We start from the raw sequence: 20096 nt of genomic DNA on the forward strand, positions 1-20096 counted from the left end.
CCCCGGGGGGTATCTGCAAGGCGACGAGTCGGCCCCTCGGGGGTGTCCTACGCCACATCTTCTTGCACGGACTGTGCAATCGTGCAGTCGGCATGCAAAACTGCGAAGGATCGCTACCAGCACCTACGCACCAGGAGCCAGCGCATGGCGTCATTCCTCTACCGCATCGGGCGGACCGCCTACCTCTTCAGATGGCGGTTCATCGCCGCCTGGGTACTGGTGATCCTCGGCGTCGGCACCGCCGCGGCCACCATGTCCCAGCAGACCAGCACCACCTTCTCGATCCCTGGCCTCGAGTCGATCGAGACCCAGGACGAGATGCAACAGAGGTTCGCCGGGGCGGGTGACCAGCTGGACGCGCCGTCGGGGACCGTCGTCATCCGCGCCCCGGAGGGCAGCACCCTCGTCGATCCGGCGGTCACGGACGACGTCGACGCCTTCCTCGGGGAGGTGCGGGAGCTGGACTTCCTCGCCGGCACGGATGCCATCGTCAACCCGGTGATCGCCGCAGAGGGGGTGGCGCAGCAGCTCACCGAGGCCCAGGCCGCCCAGGGGGTCCCGCAGGAACAGATCGACGCCGACATCGCGGCCGTGAGTCCACTGAGCGCCGACGAGACGACCGGCACCGTCCAGATCCTGTTCGACGCGGACACCACCATGGACATCACCGCGGAGGACCGCGAGGCCTTCGCCGACGTGGTCGCGGCGCACGAGGGTGACCTGACCATCGCCTACTCCGGCAACGCCTTCCAGCTCTCGGAGATCAGCGCCATCGGCGAGCTCATCGGCATCGCCGTGGCCGCGGTGATCCTGCTCATCACGTTCGGTTCGATGATCGCCGCCGGGATGCCGCTACTCACCGGGGTCATCGGCGTGGGGATCGGCATCGCGGGCATCTTCGCCGCCACGGCCTTCACGGACACGATCAACACCATGACGCCGACGCTGGCGTCCATGATCGGCCTCGCGGTGGGCATCGACTACGCGCTGTTCATCGTCTCCCGCTTCCGCACCGAGCTGGTCAAACACATCGGCGGCAACGATCTCGAGCCCGCGGAACTCGCCGAGAAACTCAAGAGCATCAACGCGTCCACCCGCGCGCACCTGGCCGGGCTGGCGGTCGGCAAGGCCGGCTCCGCGGTGGTCTTCGCCGGGCTCACCGTCCTGGTCGCCCTCTCGGCCCTGTCCATCATCAACATCCCGTTCCTCACCGCGATGGCGCTGTCCGCCGCCGCGACCGTCGCCATCGCCGTGCTGGTCGCCATCACGCTGCTGCCCGCCATCCTCGGCGCCGTCGGGATCCGGCTCTTCGCGGCCCGGGTCAAGGGCGTCAGGGCGCCCGACCCGGAGGACGAGAACCCGACGATGGGACTGACCTGGGTCCGCCGGATCCGCGCCCGTCCCGTCCTCTTCGCGACCGCCGGGATCCTGCTGCTCATCCTGCTGGCGCTGCCCGCCACGCAACTGCGGTTGGCCATGCCGTCCGACGGGACTATGGCCCCCGGTACCCCGAACCGCACGGCCTACGACATGACGGACGAGGCGTTCGGCCCCGGTCGCAACGCGCCCATGATCGCCCTCGTGGACACCCTGCAGGTGCCCGAGGAGGAGCGTCCGGCGGCGTGGGCCACCGCGGCGGCGGACATCCAGGCACTCGACGGTGTCCGGAACGCCCAGATCATCGAGACCAACGAGGCGGGTGACGCAGCACAGGTCCTCATCACACCCGAGTACGGGGCCACCGACGAGCGGGCCGCGGACGCCCTCGCGGAGATCCGGGCCGGGGCCGCGGATTTCGAGCAGCAGACCGGGGGGACCTACTCCGTCACCGGCGTCAGCCCGATCTACGAGGACATCTCCGAACGACTCACCGAGGTCCTGATCCCGTACATCGCCATCGTGCTGGCACTCGCGTTCATCCTGCTCATGCTGGTGTTCCGGTCGATCTGGGTACCGCTGATCGCGGCGCTGGGCTTCAGTCTCTCGGTCGCGGCGACCTTCGGCATCACCGTGGCGATCTGGCAGGAGGGCTGGCTCGGGATCATCTCCGACCCGCAACCGGTCATCAGCTTCCTGCCGATCATGCTCATCGGCATAGTGTTCGGCCTCGCGATGGACTACCAGGTCTTCCTCGTCACCCGCATGCGCGAGGGGTGGGTGCACGGCAAGACCGCGCACAACGCGGTATCCAACGGCTTCAAGCACGGAGCCCGCGTCGTCACCGCCGCCGCCCTGATCATGATCAGCGTCTTCGCCGCCTTCATGACGATCGACGAGCAGTTCATCAAGGTGATGGGCTTCGCGCTGGCGATCGCCGTCCTGTTCGACGCCTTCGTGGTGCGCATGACGATCATCCCGGCGGTGATGTTCCTCCTCGGCGAGCGGGCCTGGGGATTGCCGCGGTGGCTGGACAGGATCCTGCCCGCCGTCGACGTGGAGGGATCGGCGTTGGAGGCCGAACAGGGGTCCGGACGGCACTCCGCCGAGACCGTCGTCGATCAGAGCCCGGGGCCGGGCAGGCACGAGCTTCCCGGTGACGCAGACGGCGGTGATTCCGGGACGCGGTCCGATGGCTGACCTGCGGGCGCGGAAGAAGGCGGACACCCTCACCCGCCTCTCGGTGGCCGCGGTCGAACTCCTGGTCGCCGAGGGGCTGGACGGGGCGACGGTGTCCGCGATCGCCGAGCGCGCCGGTGTCTCCACCCGCACGTTCCACAACTACTTCGCGCACCGCGAGGACGCGTTCCTGCACTTCCTGCGCGAACAGGTCTCCGAGTGGGTCCGTCGTGTGGACGGGGCGCCGGCGGGGATGTCCCCGCTCGACGTCCTGCGGTCGATATTCCGGGAGTCCCACGGGCGATCACAGGACGACATCGTCGCGGCGGAGAACCTGCTCGTGGTCGGTGAGCAGGTCATGCTGCTGCTCCGCACCGGGGAGCGGGACTGCGCTGCCAACGTGCTCGATCCTCTGTACGCGGCCGTGGAACGCCGGGCCCCGCATCTGAGCCCGTTCCGGGTCCGCGTGATCGTCGACCTGGGCCTCGCGGCCGGCGCGTCGGTTCTCCGGCACCAGCCGCCCGAGGGCGAGCCGGGCGGTGAGGGAGACGAGCGGGATGCGGTGATGGACGAGGCCTTCGACCTGTTCGAGAAGGGAGCCGGTCACGAGTTCCGGACGACCCCGGGTCAGGCGGGATCCGACTAGCTCGTCTGCCGGGCACGGGCGTGTCGGGGCGGCCCACAGTTCACCACCTCGCCGTCCACTCCCGGCCGGGCTCCGTGCTCGCGCAGCCGCGGGACCAGCCGGTCGAACGGCGGGTTGTGGTGACCGAGGTGCACGGCCACGACCTCGGTCCGGTCCGTGATCGCCCCGACGGACCGCAGCGTCCCGACCATCTCGCCGAACCTCCCCAGCCCGAGGTGGGCGTCCGAGATCTCCTCCCGGTCGCCCAGCGTCTCCTCGAGGAACACCGCGTCGTATGCCGCGTCCCGGACCGCCGCGAACCATCCGGCGGGCCACGGGCCGGTGTCGGTGGCCCACAGGACGCGGCGGCCGTCGGGGCCGGTCACGTCGTAGAGCACCGCGTCACCGTCGTCGAAGACCCGGTGGCCCGCGGGCAGGACCCGCACGTCGTACCCGCCGACAGAGATCCGGTCCCCGGCCACCACCGGGAGGAACCGGACCGGGTCTCCGGCACCGACCCAGGGCCGACACGCCTCGAGCGCGCCGGCGGGGCCGATCACCTCGAGGTCGCAGGCCCCGGAGACCCAGGACCGGGAGAGCAGGAACTGGGGTCCGAGGTGGTCGGAATGGGCGTGGGTGAGGAGCAGGTGTCGGACCCCCGCGAGGGTCCGGGCGTGACGGCACGCGGCCCCCGGCACCTCGGGGCCGCAGTCGATCAGCACCTCGTCGTCGACCAACGCCGCCGTCTGCCCGCGCACGTCCCCGCGGCGGAGGGCGTCGGAACAGGAGTCGCAGCGGCAGAACGGGTTGGGCCACCCGTCGGCCGCGCCCGTGCCCAGCAGCACGATCTCCATCAGGCCCCCGGCTCGCGGAGCGGCAGCACGGCGCGGCCGTCGGGGCGGTCGAGGACCTCGACCCGGGCGTCGTACACCTCGGCCAGTCGCTCGACGGTGAGAACCTCCTCGCCGGTGCCATCGGCGACCAGGCGGCCACGGTCCACCATGACCACGCGTTCGCCGTAGTGCGCGGCGGAGGTGAGGTCGTGCATGGCCGCCACCACGGTGAGCCCGCTCTCGCGGCGCATCGAGTCGACCAGGTCCAGGACCTGCTGCTGGTGCCCGATGTCCAGTGCACTCGTCGGCTCGTCCAGCAACAACACGCGGGGCTCCTGTGCCAGGGCCCGGGCCAGGACCACCCGCTGCAGTTCGCCCCCGGACAGCGTGGTGGCGATGCGCGGGGCCAGGTCGTGGAGGGCCAGTCGGTCGATCACGCTCTCCACGATGGCGTGGTCGTGGGGCGTCTCGGTCCCGAACCGGGGGATGTGGGGAGTGCGGCCCAGCCGGATCAGCTCTCGGGCGCTCACGCCCTCCGGGACCACCGGGCGCTGCGGCATCAGCGCCACCATCCGGGCGACCGGCCGGCGACCGGCTCGTCGCGTCGCCAGACCCATGACCTGAGCCTCGCCCCGGGACGGGATGAGCCCCGCCAGCGCGTAGAGCAACGTGGTCTTGCCCGACCCGTTCGGCCCGACCAGGGAGACCCACGACCCGGTCGGCACGGCGAGGTCGATCCCGTGCAGAACCGGCACACCGTCCCGGGCCACGTGGAGGCCGCGACAGGACAACGCCGTCGTCGCATCCCGGGTGGAGGTCATATGACCCCCCGACTGCGGCGCAGGACGAACAGGAAGAACGGCGCGCCGATCGCGGCGGTCACCACCCCGATCGGCAGCTCGCCCGGGCTCATCGCGGTGCGCGCGACGAGGTCGGCGAGGACCAGGAAGGCGGCCCCCACCAGCAGCGACAGCGGGAGGAGCAACCGGTGGCCGGGGCCGATCACCATGCGGACGGCGTGGGGGATCACGATGCCCACGAATCCGATGAGGCCGCTCACCGACACCACCGCCGCCGTACCCAGGGTGGCGACGCTGATCAGCGCCAGCCTCACCCGGGCCGGGGCGATGCCGAGGGTGGAGGCCTCGACGTCGCCCACGGACATCACGTCGAGGGTGCGCCGGTGAAGGGCGATCACCGCGACCGAGATGACGACGTACGGCAGGACGGTCCGCACCTCGGCCCATCCGCTGGTCGTGAGCCGACCGAGCATCCACGAGTACACCTGCCGCAGGGTCTCGTCGTTGCGCTGCATGAAGAAGGTCTGGACGGCGCTGGCGAACGCGGCGACCGCGACCCCGGCGAGGATGATCACGACCTCGGTCCGCCCGCCGCCGACACTGCGGCCCAGGGCGTAGGTGGCCATCACCGCGATCATGCCGCCGACGAACGCCGCCGGTGGCACCATCGCCGATCCCACGGCCCCGCCCAGGACGATCGCCAGTGTGGCGCCCAGCCCGGCGCCGCTGGACACTCCCAGGAGATAGGGGTCGGCGAGCGGGTTGCGGAACACGCCCTGATAGGTGGCGCCGGCGATCGCCAGCATCGCGCCGACGATCCCCCCGAGCGCGACCCGCGGGATCCGGATCTCCCACAGGATCACCTGTTGGCGGGGCGTCAGCCCCGAGTCGACGTGCACGAACGGCAGCTGGCCGACCAGCTCGAGCAACACCCCGCGCGGGGTCAACCCGGCGGGCCCGACGAGCGTGCCCGCCAGCAGCGCCAGGAGTAACAACAGTGTCGCCCCGCCCAGCACCAGGGCGGGGCGGGGCGACCCACGGGTCACGAGGCGGGTTCCCTCTCGGGGACGGTCGCGACGATGCCGGCCACCTCGCGCATGAAGTCCACCACGCGCGGCCCCCACCGGCTGGCCAGGTCCTCGTCGAGCACGAAGACGCGGCCCTGCCTGACCGCGCCGAGCTCGCTCCACCCGGGCCGCTCGGCCACGACCTCCGGCGTGATCCCGCAGCACTGGCCGTCGGCGAGCATCACCAGGTCCGGGTCCGCTTCCAGGATCAGCTCCTCGGACAGCTGCGGGTAGGCGTCGTCACCGGTCGCGATCGAGGTCAGCCCGAGCAGGGAGTACACCTCGCCGATGTAGGTGTCGTCGGTGACGGTGTAGTAGGTGTCGTCGAGCTCGTGGAAGTAGGTCAGCGGGGTCTCGCGTTCGGGGAGCGAGGCCACGATCTCGTCGATCTCGCCGCGCATCCGGGAGACCAGCTCGGCGGCCTCGCCGACGGTTCCGGTGGCCGCGCCGACCTGCTCGATCTGGGTGAAGGTGTCGTCCAGGGTCCGAGCGGCGGGGAGTAGCAGGACCTCGACGCCGGACCGCTCGAGCCCGGCCACGATGTCGCCGATGTCATCCGTGGCCACGACGAGATCCGGTTGGTACCCGAGGATCGCCTCGAGGTTCGGGGTGTATCCCGACAGGTCGGTGACCGGGGCGTCGGCCGGGAAGTCCGAGCGTTCGTCCACCGCGACCACCCGGTCGCCGGCCCCCACGGCGTACAGCATCTCGGTGGTGGTGGGGCTGAGCGAGACGATCGCGTCGGGCTCGCCGCCGCCGGGGCCTGTGGTGGTGGGGCCGGCGTCGTTGTCGTCGGCCCCGGAACACGCCGAGGCGACCAGGGCTACGACGGTGAGGACGGCGGCGAACAGGGAGCGGGATCCGGGCAGGGCCCGGGCTCGGGACTCGGTCATGGCATCCTCCGGTGGTCGCCCGGACGAGTGCAGCTCGGCTGCGGCGCGGACGCCACGGCACGCAACCGCCCTTCGTGCGAGGTCAGTTCGTACGGTGTCGCGGCCCCGGCCGACCTGGCTCGCCCGCCCGGAGCGGGATCACAGTTGCGCGGACAGCGTCGGACTCACACCGACTTCCGCCGGGTACCACGGGTGTCCGGCAGGGAGCCGGACCCTCCGAGGGTAGCGGACCACCGGGGCGACGGCAGGATGGGCTGTGACCGCGCCCGGGCACGCCGGGTGTCACACAGCGGCAATCACACAGCGGCAACCACGCACCGACGGGAAGGACCACCAGATGACGACGACAGGTTCAGGCGAGGGGCCTACGGCCGAGGATCTGCGGGCCCGGGGCTTCGCGACCCGACGTGAGGTGATGAGCGACGACTTCGTGGACCGCGCGATGGACCGGGCCGAGGGCACCGCGTCCGAGGCCATCCAGCACGTGGTCACCGAGAACGTGTGGGGCAACATCTGGTCCCGTCCGGGACTGGGACGGCGGGACCGGAGCCTGTTGAACATCGGCATGCTCGTGGCATTGCGGGCGAACGCCGAGTTGGCCGGCCACGTGCGCGGAGGGTTGACCAACGGCCTCACCCGCGAAGAGATCACCGAGGCCGTCATCCACGCCTCGGGATACTGCGGCGCGCCGGCGGCCCTCTCGGCCATGAAGACGGTCCAGGAGGTCTTCGACGCGCTGGACGACAGGTAGGGTCGCGTCCAGAAGTGACCCCTGACACCCCTGATACCCGACACCCCTGAACAGGAGCCCCTCGCATGCGCAGCACCATGCAGCCGGAACAGCTGAACATCAGCACCATCCTGACGTTCGGCGCGACCGTCCACTCGGACGCGGTCATCACCACCTGGACCGATCAGGGCCCCCGCAAGATCTCGTTCGGGGAGCTGGGCCGGCGCGCCGCGCAGCTGGCCCACGCCCTGCGATCACTGGGGATCGACGCCGACCAGCGTGTCGCGACCTTCCAGTGGAACAACTCCGAGCACATGGAGGCGTACCTGGCCATCCCCTCGATGGGCGCGGTGCTCCACCCCCTGAACATCCGGCTGTTCCCGGATCAGCTCGAGTTCGTGGCCAACCACGCCGAGGACAAGGTCGTGATCGTCGACCCCAGCCTGATCCCGCTCCTGCAGCCCCTGCTGCCGCGGTTCTCGACGGTCGAGCACGTGATCGTCACCGGTGGCGGCGCGGCGAACCTCGAGGCACCCGAGGGCGTGCAGGTGCACGACTACGAGGCGCTCCTGGCGGCCCAGCCCACCGAGTTCGAGTGGCCCGAGGTCGACGAGAACTCCGGCGCCGCGATGTGTTACACCTCGGGCACCACGGGTGACCCGAAGGGGGTCGTCTACTCGCACCGGTCGATCTACCTGCACTCGATGCAGGTGTGCATGTCCGACGGGATGGACATCTCGCTCGACGACAACGTGCTGGCGATCGTCCCCATGTTCCACGCGATGTCATGGGGCCTGCCGTACGCGGCGTTCCTGGTGGGCGCGTCGCTGCTCATGCCCGAGCGCTTCCTCCAGCCGGAGCCGCTGGCCGCGATGATCGCCTCCGAGCGGCCGACTCTGGCCGCCGCCGTCCCCACGATCTGGCAGGCCGTCGACGCCTACTCGGTCGATCACCCCATCGACATGTCGAGCTTCCGTGCCGTGGTGGTGGGCGGCAGCTCCTGCCCGCCCGCTCTGATCCGCAAGTTCAAGGAGAACTACGGGATCGACATCATCCACGCGTGGGGCATGACGGAGACCTCGCCCATCGGCACCCTGTCGCGGCCGAAGGCGGACCTGCCGGAGGACAAGCAGTTCGAACTGCGCACCACGCAGGGCCGGTTCATCGCGGGGGTCAAGGCACGGATCGTCGATGACGCCGGCCAGGAACTGCCCTGGGACGGCGAGTCCGTCGGTGAACTCCAGGTGCGTGGACCTTGGATCACGGGCAGCTACTACAAGGTCGACAGCTCGGACTCCTTCGACGACGGCTGGCTCCGCACCGGCGACGTCGGTTACGTCCGTCCCGAGGCGTTCCTTCAGCTCACGGACCGAGCCAAGGACATCATCAAGTCCGGCGGTGAGTGGATCTCCTCCGTCGAGGTGGAGAACTACCTCCTCGAGCACCCGGCCGTGGCCGAGGCGGCCGTGATCGGTATCCCCGACCCCAAGTGGGACGAGCGTCCGCTGGCCACTATCGTGGTCAAGGAGGGGGTGGCCGACCCCGACGTCGAGGATCTGCGCTCGCACCTCGAGAGCCGGATGGCCAAGTGGCAGGTGCCGGAGAAGTTCGCGTTCGTCGACGAGATCCCCAAGACCTCCGTCGGCAAACTCGACAAGAAGCGCATCCGCGTCTCGCACTCCGACGGCGAGCTCACCGTGGTCAACGCCCTGGAGCAGTAGCCCCGGGCGGGCCGCCCCACCAACGCGGGCCGCCCCCCGTCGTCAAGAGCGTTCCGCGCACATCGCCCGAGATCAGGTGCGCGGAACGCTCTTCTCGTCGGCTGAGTGGCGGGCGGCAGGCGCGGGCGGGAGGCCAGTCGGCTGGGTCGGCTCAGCCGGCGCGGGCCGTCGCGAGGGGCCGCAGGGACACCGGCAGCCCGTCACCGGGGAAGGGCAGCGAGTCGTTCTTCATGGGCGGGACGTACTCCAGCGGTACCGACCACTCGAAGTGCCGGAGCAGCGCGCTGAGGACGAGCTTGGACTCCAGGTTGGCGAAGATCATGCCGAGGCACTTGTGCACCCCGCCGCCGAACGGCTCCCAGGCGTAGCGGTGGGACTTGTCCTCGCGCCGGCCCTCTCCGAACCGCTCGGGATCGAAGAGCTCCGGGTCCGTCCAGTACTCGGGCATGTGGTGCGACAGGAGCGGCATCACCGAGACGAGCCGGCCCTCCGGGATCCGCACACCGAGAACCTCGGTGTCCTTGACGGCCCGCCGGGCCAGCACCGGGACCGGCGGGTGCAACCGCAGCGTCTCCTTCATCACCAGGTCCAGGTCGGACAGCCCCTCGATCTCGGCGAGCGTCGGGGATGAGCCCAGTTCCAGACACTGCCGCCGGCAGCGCTCCTGCCATTCACGGTCCCGACCGAGTTCGTAGACCATCGAGGTGACCGTGCTGGTCGTAGTGTCGTGCGCGGCCATCAGAAGGAAGATCATCTGGTTGATGATGTCGTCGTCGTCGATCCCGCCGGAGGCGTCGGCCACCTGACACAGGGCCGAGAACAGGTCCTCGCCGGGGTTGGCGCGACGGGCGGGCAGGTGCCGCCGGAGGAACTCCTCCAGCAGGCGCCGGCCACGGGTCGCGCGACCCCACTTGGTGAACGGCACTGGCGCGGTCGAGCGAATGTACCCGTTGGCGGCCTGCACGCAGTCGACGAAGGCGGTGTTGACGCGCTCGATCTCCCCGGGCTCGGCGTACTCGGTCCCGCCCATGAACACCTCGGTGGCAAGGTCGAGGGTGTGCGACTTGAGGGCGGGGTAGATCTCGAACGCCCGGCCGGGTGTCCAGCTCGAGATCCCCCGCTCGACCAGTGGGGCCAGGGTCCGGGCGTACCCCTCGAGTCGGGGGCGGGTGAACGCCTCCTGCATCAGGTGGCGATAGTGGTGGTGCTCGGCGAAATCCAGCAGCATCAACCCGCGGTCGAAGAACGGGCCCACGAGATAGCCCCACCCGGGCCCGTTGGCGAACGCCTTGTCGGCGTTCTGCAGGGCGATCTGGCACGCGTCGGGGCCGATGAGCGCGGTCCACGTGGACCCGAGGAAGTTCAGTTCCGAGACCGGCCCGTGGTCGCGGTACCGACGGGCCATGGTCGCCAGTGGGTTCTCGACGTACTCGAGCGTCCTGCCCAGGATCGGCAGGTGGGAGCGGAGGGGGGCCGGGCCCGGCCGGTAGACCGGATCGCGCGGATCGCCATCGATTGACATACTGCACCTCTTTGTCGGGTCCCTCCAGTCTGTGACCACCTTCACACAGTTGTCAGCTGAATAGCGAAACTGGCGGTGTCGTTTCTCCGAACGGCGGTGCCGGACAGCGAGATCGGCGCGGCTACCAGGGAGCGGGGGACTGGTGCCGGGCAACGGGCGCCGCGCGGCTTCCGGGTGCCGCGCGGTGGTGCCCGGTCCCGTGATCAGGCGCGGGCGACCAGTGCCGCCACATCCACCCCGTCGGGAAGCGCGCCGTACTCGGCCGAGCGATCATCGCCGAGCCTGGCCAGGCAGAACGCCTCGGCGACCGGTGCCGGGGCGTGGGCGAGCAGGACTGCGCCCTGCTGGCCCAGGGCCATGGCCTCGACGAGTCGCCGTGCGATCGCGGGCGCCGCGGCGGGATCGGACGCCGCCCGCCCGATCAGCCCGCGGACACGCTCGATGTGCCGGTCGAACAACTCGTGGTGCCCGGTCTGGGCGGCCAACTCGGCATCGAAGGCGGCCACCGACTCCGGCTCGCGGGCCATCGCGCGCAGGACATCGAGCGCGATGACGTTGCCCGAGCCCTCCCACACCGCCAGCACCGGCTGCTCGCGGTAGCGGCGGGCCAGCGGGAACGCCTCGGTGTAGCCGTTGCCGCCCAGGCATTCCAGCGATTCGTAGGCGTGGTGGGGTCCGCGCTTGCACGTCCAGTACTTGGCGACCGCGGTGGCCAGCCGCCGGTACGCGGCGGATTCGTCGTCGTCATACGCCGCGGCCAGGCGGGTCGCCGTCCAGGTGGCGGCCTCCGCCTCGAGCTGGAGGTCCGCCAGGACGGCGGCCATGGCCGGCTGGTCCACCAGGGTCGCGCCGAACGCGGCCCGGTGTCGGGCGTGCCATGCGGCCTCGGCCACGCCCTGACGCATGCCCGCGGTCGACCCCAGAACGCAGTCCAGGCGGGTGCGCCCGACCATCTCGATGATCGTGCGCACCCCGCGGCCGGGTTCGCCGACCATCCAGCCCAGCGTGCCGTCGAACTCCACCTCGGACGAGGCGTTGGACTTGTTGCCGAGCTTGTCCTTGAGGCGCTGGACCAGGAAGGGGTTGCGCTCGCCGCCCGGGAGGACGCGGGGGACGAGGAAGCAGCTCAGGCCCTCCGGAGCCTGCGCCAGCACCAGGAAGGCGTCCGACTGCGGGGCCGAGCAGAACCACTTGTGGCCGCGCAGCATGTGGAGGCCGTCGCCCATAGGGGTGGCCGTGGTGGTGTTGGCCCGGACGTCCGAGCCGCCCTGCTTCTCGGTCATCGCCATGCCGAACAGGACCCCCGACTTGGTTGCCGGATCCCGCAGCTCGGGGTCGTAGACGGTGGACAGGAGCGCCGGTTCCCATTCCGCGGCCAGCCCGGGGTTGAGCCGGAGGGACGGCACCACGGCGTGAGTCATGGACAGCGGGCACCCGTGGCCGGCCTCGATCTGCGAGACCAGCATGAACCCCGCCGCCCGCTCGACGTTCGCGCCCGGTCCGGGGTCGGCCCACGCCGAGGTGTGGAGCCCTCGGGACACCGAGTACTCCATGATCCGGTGGTACGAGGGGTGGAACTCGATCTCGTCCACCCGGTTGCCCCACCGGTCGTGGGCGTGCTGCACCGGAGGCAGGGTGTTGGCCAGCTCCGCGTCGTGCTGGTACTGCTCGGTTCCCACGTGTCGGCCGATCTCGTGGAAGAGATCGGTGCCCGCACCGGGGGCGAAGACCTCCACGGCCTCGCGGAGGGCGGTGTTGAGGGCGAACTCGTCCACGTCCACGCGCGGCGGCGCCTGGTTGAGGACCTCGTGGGTCGTGTGGTGTCGGCTGGTCGACATGAGCTGGGCCCTCCTCCGGTCCGTGGTGTTCAGGACTTGAAGTACATGAGTTGGTGGCTGGTGGCGAGCAGGGTGCCTTCGCGGCTCCACAGTCTCGCCGATTCATCGTGGTAGTTGCCGTGGAACCGGTGGGCGTGGACGCTGCCCAGGATGAAGTCCGTGCCCTGGGCCGCGATCTCGTCCGTGGTGGCCAGGTAGTGGATCGTCAGGGTGACCGTCCCCGCGGGGATCGGCCGGCCGAGTCGGAGGAACGACCTGGGGAAGAACGAATCACACATCGCGGTGAGCGCGACGTGGTCGAGAGGGCGGAGTGGGGAGTCGCGGATCCACATCGTCGTCGTCGAATCCGGGCTCGTCTCCCCGTCCTCGACCGACTGCCACGCCCCCGTCACGAACCGCATGTCGTAGTTGTCCACCCACCTGACCCCGCGGTCCGCCGCGGCAGAGGGAATGCCCTCGGGTGCCGGGACCTCGGGTGGGCCGACCTCGGTCTCCGACCACGTCTCGCGGCGCAGCGCGGTGATCGCCGTGGCGGTGGTGACCACGTGATCGCCCTGGCGCATCTCGAGCCATCAGTGCTGGTTGGAGCGGTTGGTGCGGGTCGGCAGCACGTCGATCTCGAACTCCCCCTCGGCGACCGGGCCCGCGTAGTTCAGCGTCAGAGCCAGCGGGTCACCGTGCCGCTCCGGGTGCTGCAGGATCGCCTGCAGCATCGTCGCCGCGGTCGTCCCGCCGAACGGCCCGACCATGTTGGCCCACTCGTCGACGGTCCGGCCCCGGACCAGGTTCTCACCGCCGCGTTCGAGAGCGACGGCCCGGTCCAGAGGGTGTCCAGGGGTGTTCTGACCGGTCACGGCGCTCTCCTCATCGGGCGGCGTGAGGGGTGCGCCGCCGGGTGGTCCCACCGTACCGAGGGGTCGGGGAGCGCCCGGCCACAACTCACGGTGGTCCTATAGTGTGATCCAAGTCACCACTCGGTGGGCTCGATCGGAGAGGCGATCCCGATGCCCGGAACCGTCAGAACACTCACCGCCGCGGCCCTGACCGCCGGCCTGCTCGCGTCCTGGGCGCCCGCTGCCTCCGCGGTCAACACCGACTCCCTCATGCCGCCGCCCGCCGGGTGTTCGGTGGACGTGCAGCGGATCGCCTCTCAGACCCCCGGGCCGTTCGACGGTGTCGGGTGGACGGTCGGGCAGAGCGGAAACCTGTGCGGTGAACTCGGCTACCTGTTCCTGGAGACCGCGGGCGGGACGGCCTCGTCGCCCACCCGTGTCGTGCTCTTCCACCGAGGCGAGCAGGTCGCGACGCAGCCCGGCACCACGCCGCGCGTCCTGCTCGGTCAGCACAGCGACTTCCACGTGGAGTTGCGCGTGCAGCAGGAGCCGGTGGCGGGTCAACCGACTGCGGCGTCCGTCTACGAATCCACGGTCTACGTCTGGAACCCGTTCGCCGGCGCGGGGGACGCGACCCCGGTCGGTTCGCTGCCGCCCGGGATGACCCTCTGATTAGGGCGACGGGGGCTGCCGCCGATACCTCGACGGCGACCGCGGGGTCAGCGACGACGGTCGCGGCGACGGTCGCGGCCCCCGGCGCCGTAGCCGACGGGGCGCCCTGACATCCCGCCGGCCGTCTCGGGCACACGGGTGCAGAAGCCGCGGAAGAGCTCGGGTCCGTCGGGTACCGGGCTTCCCCGGCCCGAAAGGGGGTCGCCCGGGCGACGCCAACGGGCACAATCGGTCCATGCACCGATCCCGGCGAGCCACATTCGTAGAGTTGACGGGGGGCAGGCCCGTCCCGCCGATGTCGGGCCGTGCGGCCCCGGACCTGGCGGCGGCCGGGTTCACCGAGTCGGAGTGGGCGTGCAGCGGAGAGGCCGTCTCCTACGATCCTGTGGCGACACCGGGCGACGGGCGCTTTGAGCTCACCGAGGCGGAGTCCGCGCCCTTCGCGACCCGCGTCCTGGTGCGGCGGCCGGAGCCGGAGGCGTTCAGCGGCGTGGTCCTGGTGGAGTGGCTCAACGTCAGTGGTGGGCAGGACGCCGCGCCGGACTACACCTACCTCGCGGACGAGATCCTCCGGGCGGGTCACGCCTGGGTCGGGGTGTCGGCCCAGTTCATCGCGGTCGAGGGCGGGGACGCGGCGGTGGGCCTCGGTGGCCAGACCACGGGGCTCCGGTCCCAGCGGCCCGAACGCTACGGGGACCTGCACCACCCCGGCGACGCGTACGCCTACGACATCGTCACGCAGGTGGGACGCTACGTGCGCGAGCCGGACGGGGTCGGGCCGCTCGCGGGCCTTCGCGCGCGGTCGGTGATCGCGGTGGGCGAGTCGCAGTCGGCGTTCGCGCTGACCTCCTACGTCAACGGCGTCCACCCACGGGTCGGGGTGTTCGACGCGTTCCTGCTCCACAGTCGCGGAGCCGGGTACCTGCCTTTCGACGACCGGGGCCGCGGGAGCGACATCGTCGCCGCCCTGAGTCGCGGCCCGGCGTCGCTCCGCGAGGACGTCGGTGCGCCGGTGATGGTGGTGCAGGCGGAGGGCGACCTGATCGGCCGGATCGCCTCCCTGCCCGCCCGCCAGCCCGATTCGGAGTTCGTGGTGACCTGGGAGATCGCCGGCCAGGCGCACGCGGACCTCTACCAGCTGGGTGAGTTCGCGCAGTTCGTCGACTGCCACGGCCCGGTCAACAGCGGGCAGCAGGTGTTCGTCCTCCGCGCCGCCCTGAGGCACCTGGTGTCCTGGGTCGCCGGTGGTGCGCGCCCGCCGGCCGCGCCGCCGGTGGAGATCGGTGACGACGAAGTCGTCACCGACGAGATGGGCAATGGCCGGGGTGGCGTGCGGACCCCCGTCGTGGAGGCCCCGGTCGAGCAGCTCACCGGTGTGCCGCATCCCGAGGCGCAGCCGCTGTGCATGCTCCTTGGGCGGACCGTGGAGCTCCCCGAGCAGGTGCTGCGGGAGCGGTGGCCGGGCGGCGGGCAGGCAGGGGGAGCGCAGGCAAGGGGAGCGCAGGCAAGGGGAGGGCAGTCGGGTCGTGAGCAGTACCTGGCGGCCTATCGCGCGGCCACGGACCGGCTCATCGCCGAGGGATTCCTCCTGCCCTAGGACCGCGAGGAGGTCCTGGCGGACGCCCGACTGGAGCGTCTCACCTGGTGAGGCGTCATCCCGGCGCTGCCCCTGCATCCGCTCCCGCGTCTGCCCGACCGCTCGCTACTTCCTCGGCATCCGCTCCCGCGCCTGCCCGCCCGCCCCTGTCGATGAACGCCCGCGTGCACCACTGCGCGGGCCGGAGTGCATGGCCCCGAGCGGGGGCAGGCAGACCGCGCGGGCGCTAGCGCGGATGCCGGCCGCGAGGTGAGCGGACACGTGTGCCGCGGCGGGGTGCCCGGCCCCAGGTGAGTTCGGGTGATCGCGTGAGCAGGATGACCGCCACGAACAGCGCCTGGGCGCCCACATAGGTGGCCATCACCACGAGGTCGCGGCCCGCCCAGTCGACGAGGTCCGGCCGGAAGGCGCCCAGCGCGATGAGGCCGTCGGACAGGACGAACAGGGCGCCGCCGAGCGCGCCGACCCAGCCGTGGCTCGACGCCAGCCACGCCACGGCGAGCAGCAGCAGCCCGTATACCACCACTGCCGGGGCGAGCATCCCGGCCTCCGGAACCGTCACCGCCAGCAGCGCTGCCGCCACCACGACGAGCAGCAGCGTCCACGCGAACGGCGACCGGCCCCGGTCCACGCGGGTGAACGCGACGATCCACAGCACCTGGGCCACGGCGAACCCGCCGATCATCGCCAGGAACTGCGCGTCCTCCGGCATCACCTTGGGCAGCGAGTCCCCGACCCAGCTGGCAGCCAAGGCGGCCAGTGCCCAGGGCCAGGCGGGACCGCGGTCGCCGGGCGGCGACACGAGCAGCACCACCGCCAGCGCGGGCATGAGTAACACCTGCGACCACGCTGCCACCGCGTCGGAACCGGTCAGCAGCGCGATCAGGTGGACGGCCGTGACCACGGTGACGGGGGCCCAGCTCAGTACGCGCATTCCCACGACGCTATCGTCGGTCACCGCCGCGCGCCGGGGGATGCGCCACCTCGTCGTCGTCGCGCGACGGCGTGCCCCGTCAACGCCACCATCACCGCGGCGCAGCACAGCACGCCCACGCCGAACGCCATGGTGATGCCCTCGTCGGTGGAGTAGGTCGACTCGGACGGGTGCGCGGCGAGCACGGCGGCGGACAGTGCGGCACCCACCGCGCCGCCGACCGTGCGCAGGACCTGGTTGAAGCTCACGGCACTGCCGAGTTGGTCCACGGCCACGCTCCTGGCGATCAGCGCGGGCATGGCGGCGTACCCCGAACCGATCCCTGCGCCGAACAAGAACATCCCGAGGGCGAGCGTGAGGAAGTTGCCGTGCGCTGACCACAGCAGCAGCGACGCCGCCGTCATCACCGCCGCACCGATCGGCAGGAAGGCCGCCATGTCGACTCGGCGGGAGAGCGACCGGACCACGCGATTGGCCAGGAAGCTGCCGACGGACAGCGGCGCCATCATGAAGCCCGCCCACATGAGCGGGACAGCGAGGCCGAAGCCGGTATCGGTGGGGGCCTGGGCCACCAGGCTCGCGATCGACAGGCCGATGTACAGGGCGGTGCCCAGCCCGATCGCGGTCGCGTTGGCCAGTAGCACCTCGGGACGGCGCACCACCCGCAGGTTGATCAGCGGGTGCCGTGTCCGCACACTGTGCCCGCCCCACGCGGTCAGGGCGGCCACGGCCACCGCGAGGGCCCCCAGGGCGCGCGGTGAGGTCCAGCCCCAGCCCTGGGCCTCGGAGATCCACAGCAGCAGGGTGGCCAGGCCGACGCCCAGCAGAACGGCTCCGGGCAGGTCGAGGGGCGTCCGCGGGGCGAGTGGATCGGGCCCGGCGGGGACGAAGCGCCACACCCCGGCCGCCGCGGTGGCCACGAACAGCGCGGCGAAGGCGAACGCGGACCGGTGGCCGAACCCCGCGGCCAGCAGGCCGGTGAGCGGGTAGCCCAGACCCATCCCCACGGAGACCGTGACCGACAGGGTGGAGATGGCCGGCTGGGATTCGGAGTAGCTCAGGTGTCGGCGGGCCAGGGCGATGGTGACCGGGACGGTGCCGTAGAGCAGGCCCTGCAGTGCCCGGCCGATCAGGAAGATCGTGAAATGCGTGGCCACGGTGGCGATAACCGATCCGGTGAAGATCACCGCCAGCGACACCAGGAGCAACCGCCGGGTGTGAGGGCCGTCCGCCAGGCGACCCATGATCGGGGTGGCCACGGCGCCCACCAGCAGATTCACGGTGAGCATCCACTGCGCGGCGCTGACGGTGATGCCGAACTCGCCTGCCACCGACGGCACGAGCAGCATGCCCAGGGAACTGACGATCGCGCTGGTGAGCCCGGCGTAGACCAGGGCCTGGAGGAACCAGCGGGGTGCGGGAGCGCGGTCGGTCGAGGTCACCTCGTGCCCTCGGCGTCCAGCCTGCCGAGCAGGGGCACAGCTGCGGCCAGGGTGGCGCGCTCGGTCTCGCTGAGCTCGTCGGTGACCGCGTGGATCAGCCACTCCTGTCCGGCCGAGCGCTCCCCGTCCAGGCGTGTGCGGCCGGTCCCGGTGAGGGAGATCAGGACCCGTCGGCCGTCGGCGGGATCGGGGCGGCGGGAGACCAACCCCATCTCCTCGAGTTCGCGGACCGCGCCCGCCACGGCCTGGTGACTGATCCGCTCGTGCGCGGCGAGGTCGGTCGCGGTGAGGGCGCCGTGGCGGTCGAGGCGGGCCAGGATCCCGACCTTTCCCATCGACAGCGTCCGGTGCTCGCCGAGACGCCGCCACAGCGGGCGCAGCGCCTCGCGCAGGTCGGCGGCCAGGGCTGTCGGGTCGACGGGCGCGGCCGGGTCGGTGGGCGCGGCGCTGCTCGGGTCTGAACCGGCCGGGTCTGAGCTGGCCGCGGGGTCGGTCTGGTCGGTCATCCGAGCGATTGTACAAGTTGCTTGCGCAATCTACTTGCGGGACCGGTCCGTCGCCTCCGCTGGCGCGCGGCGGTTCAACGCCAAGAGCGTCCCGAACACCTGCCTCTCGGCGGACGTGTTCGGAACGCTCTTGGCGATGCAGGATGGTGCAGCGGGGGCGCGGGGTCGCCGCTCAGTACGTCCCGCAGTTGGCCGGCGCCGGTACCCCGTCGATCCGGTCGGCCAGGTACTGTACCGTCCCGCCGAGGCCGGTGAGCATCGGCACCGCATGGTTGATCACCAGCCCGGTGGCCACCGGCGGGGTGCGGTCGATGACCATCTCGACCGCGGCCCCCTGCGCACACCAGTCGCGGCCGAGCTGCAGCGATTGGTGGCCGGGCACGATGTCGTCGTTCACCGGGGACAGGATCCGCACCGGCGTGCTGGGCACCACGCGACCGATCCGCTCGCGCTCCAGGTAGCTCATGATTGCCGGATCCTGCCTGGCGATCTCGCCGGCCGACTGGCCGGACGTCGTGTAGCGGTTGGTGTGCTGGTGGAAAAACTGGATGGCGGTCTCGCCGATGCACTGCTGCGAGGTGGCGGCGAGCATCCCCCGACCCTCGTCGTTGAGATAGCGGTCCAGCAGTGGACCCATCTCCGGATAGGCGTCGACCAGACCGTTGAGCGCGTACCCGATCACCCCGGCGATCGCCGACCCGTCGGCCTGCTCGAGTGTGGCCAGGAGGTCTGCGGGCGGGGAGCCCGCCGCGGTACCCACCAGGTTCACCTCGGGCGCGTACTGCGGGTGCAGTTCGGCCGCTGCCGCCACCGCGCCGCCGCCCTGCGAGTAACCGGAGAACACGGTGCGCGGCGAGGGGCCGATGTCCGCACCCGGGATCTGCGGGGCGGTCCGGGCGAGGTCCAGCACCGCGCGGGCCGAGGCCTCGCGGTTGACGTACGAGTGCAGGCCGGGTGTGCCCAGGCCCTCGAGGTCGGTCATCGCGACCGCGTAACCGCGGGCCAGGAACGCGTAGGCCTGGATGAGCTCGTAGCCGAAACCGACACCGGGCGGGTCCGTGCGGACGTTGGCCAGATTCTGGAAGGTCTTCGACGGCGCGCAGTGGTCGGCCATCCCCTGGGTCCCCGGTGCGAGCACCGCGAGCGGCCGCGGTCCTGGGCCCGCCCACGGGGCGCGGGGCTGGAGGTAGGTCCCGGTCACCGCGATCTGCTGGTCTCTCGACCCGACGGAGGTGTACATGATCCGCTGGGCGTCGGTCGAGATCGGCCCGGCACCGTCGGAGACGAACTCCGCCCCGGGAATCGGCGGGAGGGCACCGGCGAGCGGGAACGCCTCGGTCTTGATGAGCGCGCCCGCGCCGGCGGGCAACTGGGCCGGCGGCTGGTAGAACGCGGGAGCAGGATCGTTGGACGAGCCCTGGGCCGAGGCGACGGGCGCGGCCACGGCCCCACCCCCGATGGTCATCGCGAGAGCGCTGGCGAGTGCGGTAGCGCACATCGCGGTTCGACGAAGTAGCACGGTCCCCC

General features: G+C 71.2%; 16 protein-coding genes, 1 pseudogene and 1 riboswitch. Of the genes and pseudogenes, 6 read left to right on the forward strand and 11 right to left on the reverse strand.

Features of this window, described 5'->3' with window-relative positions:
- The first annotated feature begins 144 nt into the window (after positions 1–144).
- Both H483_RS31440 and H483_RS31445 read left to right on the forward strand, forming a co-directional pair.
- Complete coding sequence (locus H483_RS31440) at positions 145–2577, forward strand: MMPL family transporter (RefSeq protein ID WP_017837298.1); 2433 nt, start codon at positions 145–147, stop codon at positions 2575–2577.
- Positions 2570–3202 carry a TetR/AcrR family transcriptional regulator gene (locus H483_RS31445; RefSeq protein WP_042329913.1) on the forward strand — a complete coding sequence of 211 codons (633 nt, stop codon included), beginning with the start codon at positions 2570–2572 and terminating at the stop codon, positions 3200–3202. Before H483_RS31440 ends, H483_RS31445 begins: the two co-directional genes overlap by 8 nt.
- Here H483_RS31445 and H483_RS31450 read toward each other — a convergent pair.
- Genes H483_RS31450 through H483_RS31465 form a run of 4 tightly spaced genes read right to left on the reverse strand, consistent with a single transcriptional unit; the run spans position 3199 to position 6774 of the window.
- Positions 3199–4035, reverse strand: a complete 837-nt coding sequence (locus tag H483_RS31450) for an MBL fold metallo-hydrolase (protein ID WP_017837300.1) — start codon at positions 4033–4035, stop codon at positions 3199–3201. The two genes, H483_RS31445 and H483_RS31450, sit on opposite strands and share 4 nt — an antisense overlap.
- The gene (locus H483_RS31455; RefSeq protein WP_017837301.1) at positions 4035–4835 is read right to left on the reverse strand and encodes an ABC transporter ATP-binding protein; all 801 of its coding nucleotides are present in this window, start codon (positions 4833–4835) and stop codon (positions 4035–4037) included. Before H483_RS31455 ends, H483_RS31450 begins: the two co-directional genes overlap by 1 nt.
- Positions 4832–5860, reverse strand: coding sequence for an iron ABC transporter permease (locus H483_RS31460; protein WP_017837302.1), 1029 nt, complete (start codon positions 5858–5860; stop codon positions 4832–4834). Before H483_RS31460 ends, H483_RS31455 begins: the two co-directional genes overlap by 4 nt.
- Entirely contained in the window at positions 5857–6774 is a 918-nt protein-coding gene (locus H483_RS31465; protein ID WP_017837303.1) for an ABC transporter substrate-binding protein, read from the reverse strand. Before H483_RS31465 ends, H483_RS31460 begins: the two co-directional genes overlap by 4 nt.
- Before the next feature lie 113 nt (positions 6775–6887).
- Positions 6888–6948, reverse strand: a riboswitch (cobalamin riboswitch).
- Between the two features lie 163 nt (positions 6949–7111).
- Between H483_RS31465 and H483_RS31470 the strand changes: the two genes are divergently transcribed.
- Positions 7112–7525 carry a carboxymuconolactone decarboxylase family protein gene (locus H483_RS31470; protein WP_042329903.1) on the forward strand — a complete coding sequence of 138 codons (414 nt, stop codon included), beginning with the start codon at positions 7112–7114 and terminating at the stop codon, positions 7523–7525.
- A gap of 65 nt (positions 7526–7590) precedes the next feature.
- Positions 7591–9225, forward strand: coding sequence for a long-chain fatty acid--CoA ligase (locus H483_RS31475; RefSeq protein WP_017837305.1), 1635 nt, complete (start codon positions 7591–7593; stop codon positions 9223–9225).
- Between the two features lie 151 nt (positions 9226–9376).
- On the opposite strand, the gene H483_RS31480 is transcribed toward H483_RS31475, so the two are convergent.
- The 3 genes and pseudogenes from H483_RS31480 to H483_RS31490 all read right to left on the reverse strand — a co-directional run bounded on the left by H483_RS31480 (position 9377) and on the right by H483_RS31490 (position 13439).
- Positions 9377–10747, reverse strand: coding sequence for a cytochrome P450 (locus tag H483_RS31480; RefSeq protein ID WP_017837306.1), 1371 nt, complete (start codon positions 10745–10747; stop codon positions 9377–9379).
- 203 nt (positions 10748–10950) lie between these two features.
- The gene (locus H483_RS31485; protein WP_017837307.1) at positions 10951–12585 is read right to left on the reverse strand and encodes an acyl-CoA dehydrogenase family protein; all 1635 of its coding nucleotides are present in this window, start codon (positions 12583–12585) and stop codon (positions 10951–10953) included.
- 29 nt (positions 12586–12614) lie between these two features.
- Positions 12615–13439: pseudogene (locus H483_RS31490) on the reverse strand (acyl-CoA thioesterase).
- Between the two features lie 150 nt (positions 13440–13589).
- Between H483_RS31490 and H483_RS31495 the strand changes: the two are divergent.
- Both H483_RS31495 and H483_RS31500 read left to right on the forward strand, forming a co-directional pair.
- Positions 13590–14090: a hypothetical protein gene (locus H483_RS31495; RefSeq protein ID WP_031264954.1), complete on the forward strand. Its 501-nt coding sequence runs from the start codon at positions 13590–13592 to the stop codon at positions 14088–14090.
- A 235-nt stretch (positions 14091–14325) separates the two neighbouring features.
- Positions 14326–15687: an alpha/beta hydrolase domain-containing protein gene (locus H483_RS31500; protein WP_152427982.1), complete on the forward strand. Its 1362-nt coding sequence runs from the start codon at positions 14326–14328 to the stop codon at positions 15685–15687.
- A 226-nt stretch (positions 15688–15913) separates the two neighbouring features.
- On the opposite strand, the gene H483_RS31505 is transcribed toward H483_RS31500, so the two are convergent.
- The 4 genes from H483_RS31505 to H483_RS31515 all read right to left on the reverse strand — a co-directional run bounded on the left by H483_RS31505 (position 15914) and on the right by H483_RS31515 (position 20034).
- Entirely contained in the window at positions 15914–16621 is a 708-nt protein-coding gene (locus H483_RS31505; RefSeq protein WP_042329904.1) for a lysoplasmalogenase family protein, read from the reverse strand.
- A gap of 20 nt (positions 16622–16641) precedes the next feature.
- The gene (locus tag H483_RS31510; RefSeq protein WP_017837313.1) at positions 16642–18063 is read right to left on the reverse strand and encodes an MFS transporter; all 1422 of its coding nucleotides are present in this window, start codon (positions 18061–18063) and stop codon (positions 16642–16644) included.
- Positions 18060–18569, reverse strand: coding sequence for a MarR family winged helix-turn-helix transcriptional regulator (locus H483_RS0119755; protein WP_017837314.1), 510 nt, complete (start codon positions 18567–18569; stop codon positions 18060–18062). The genes H483_RS31510 and H483_RS0119755 overlap by 4 nt, the downstream gene beginning before the upstream one ends.
- Before the next feature lie 172 nt (positions 18570–18741).
- On the reverse strand, positions 18742–20034 hold the full coding sequence (locus tag H483_RS31515; RefSeq protein WP_017837315.1) for a lipase family protein: 1293 nt from the start codon (positions 20032–20034) through the stop codon (positions 18742–18744).
- Between the last annotated feature and the right edge of the window lie 62 nt (positions 20035–20096).

Origin of the sequence: Dietzia sp. UCD-THP, assembly GCF_000349585.1 — a bacterium.
Taxonomy (GTDB): domain Bacteria; phylum Actinomycetota; class Actinomycetes; order Mycobacteriales; family Mycobacteriaceae; genus Dietzia; species Dietzia natronolimnaea_A.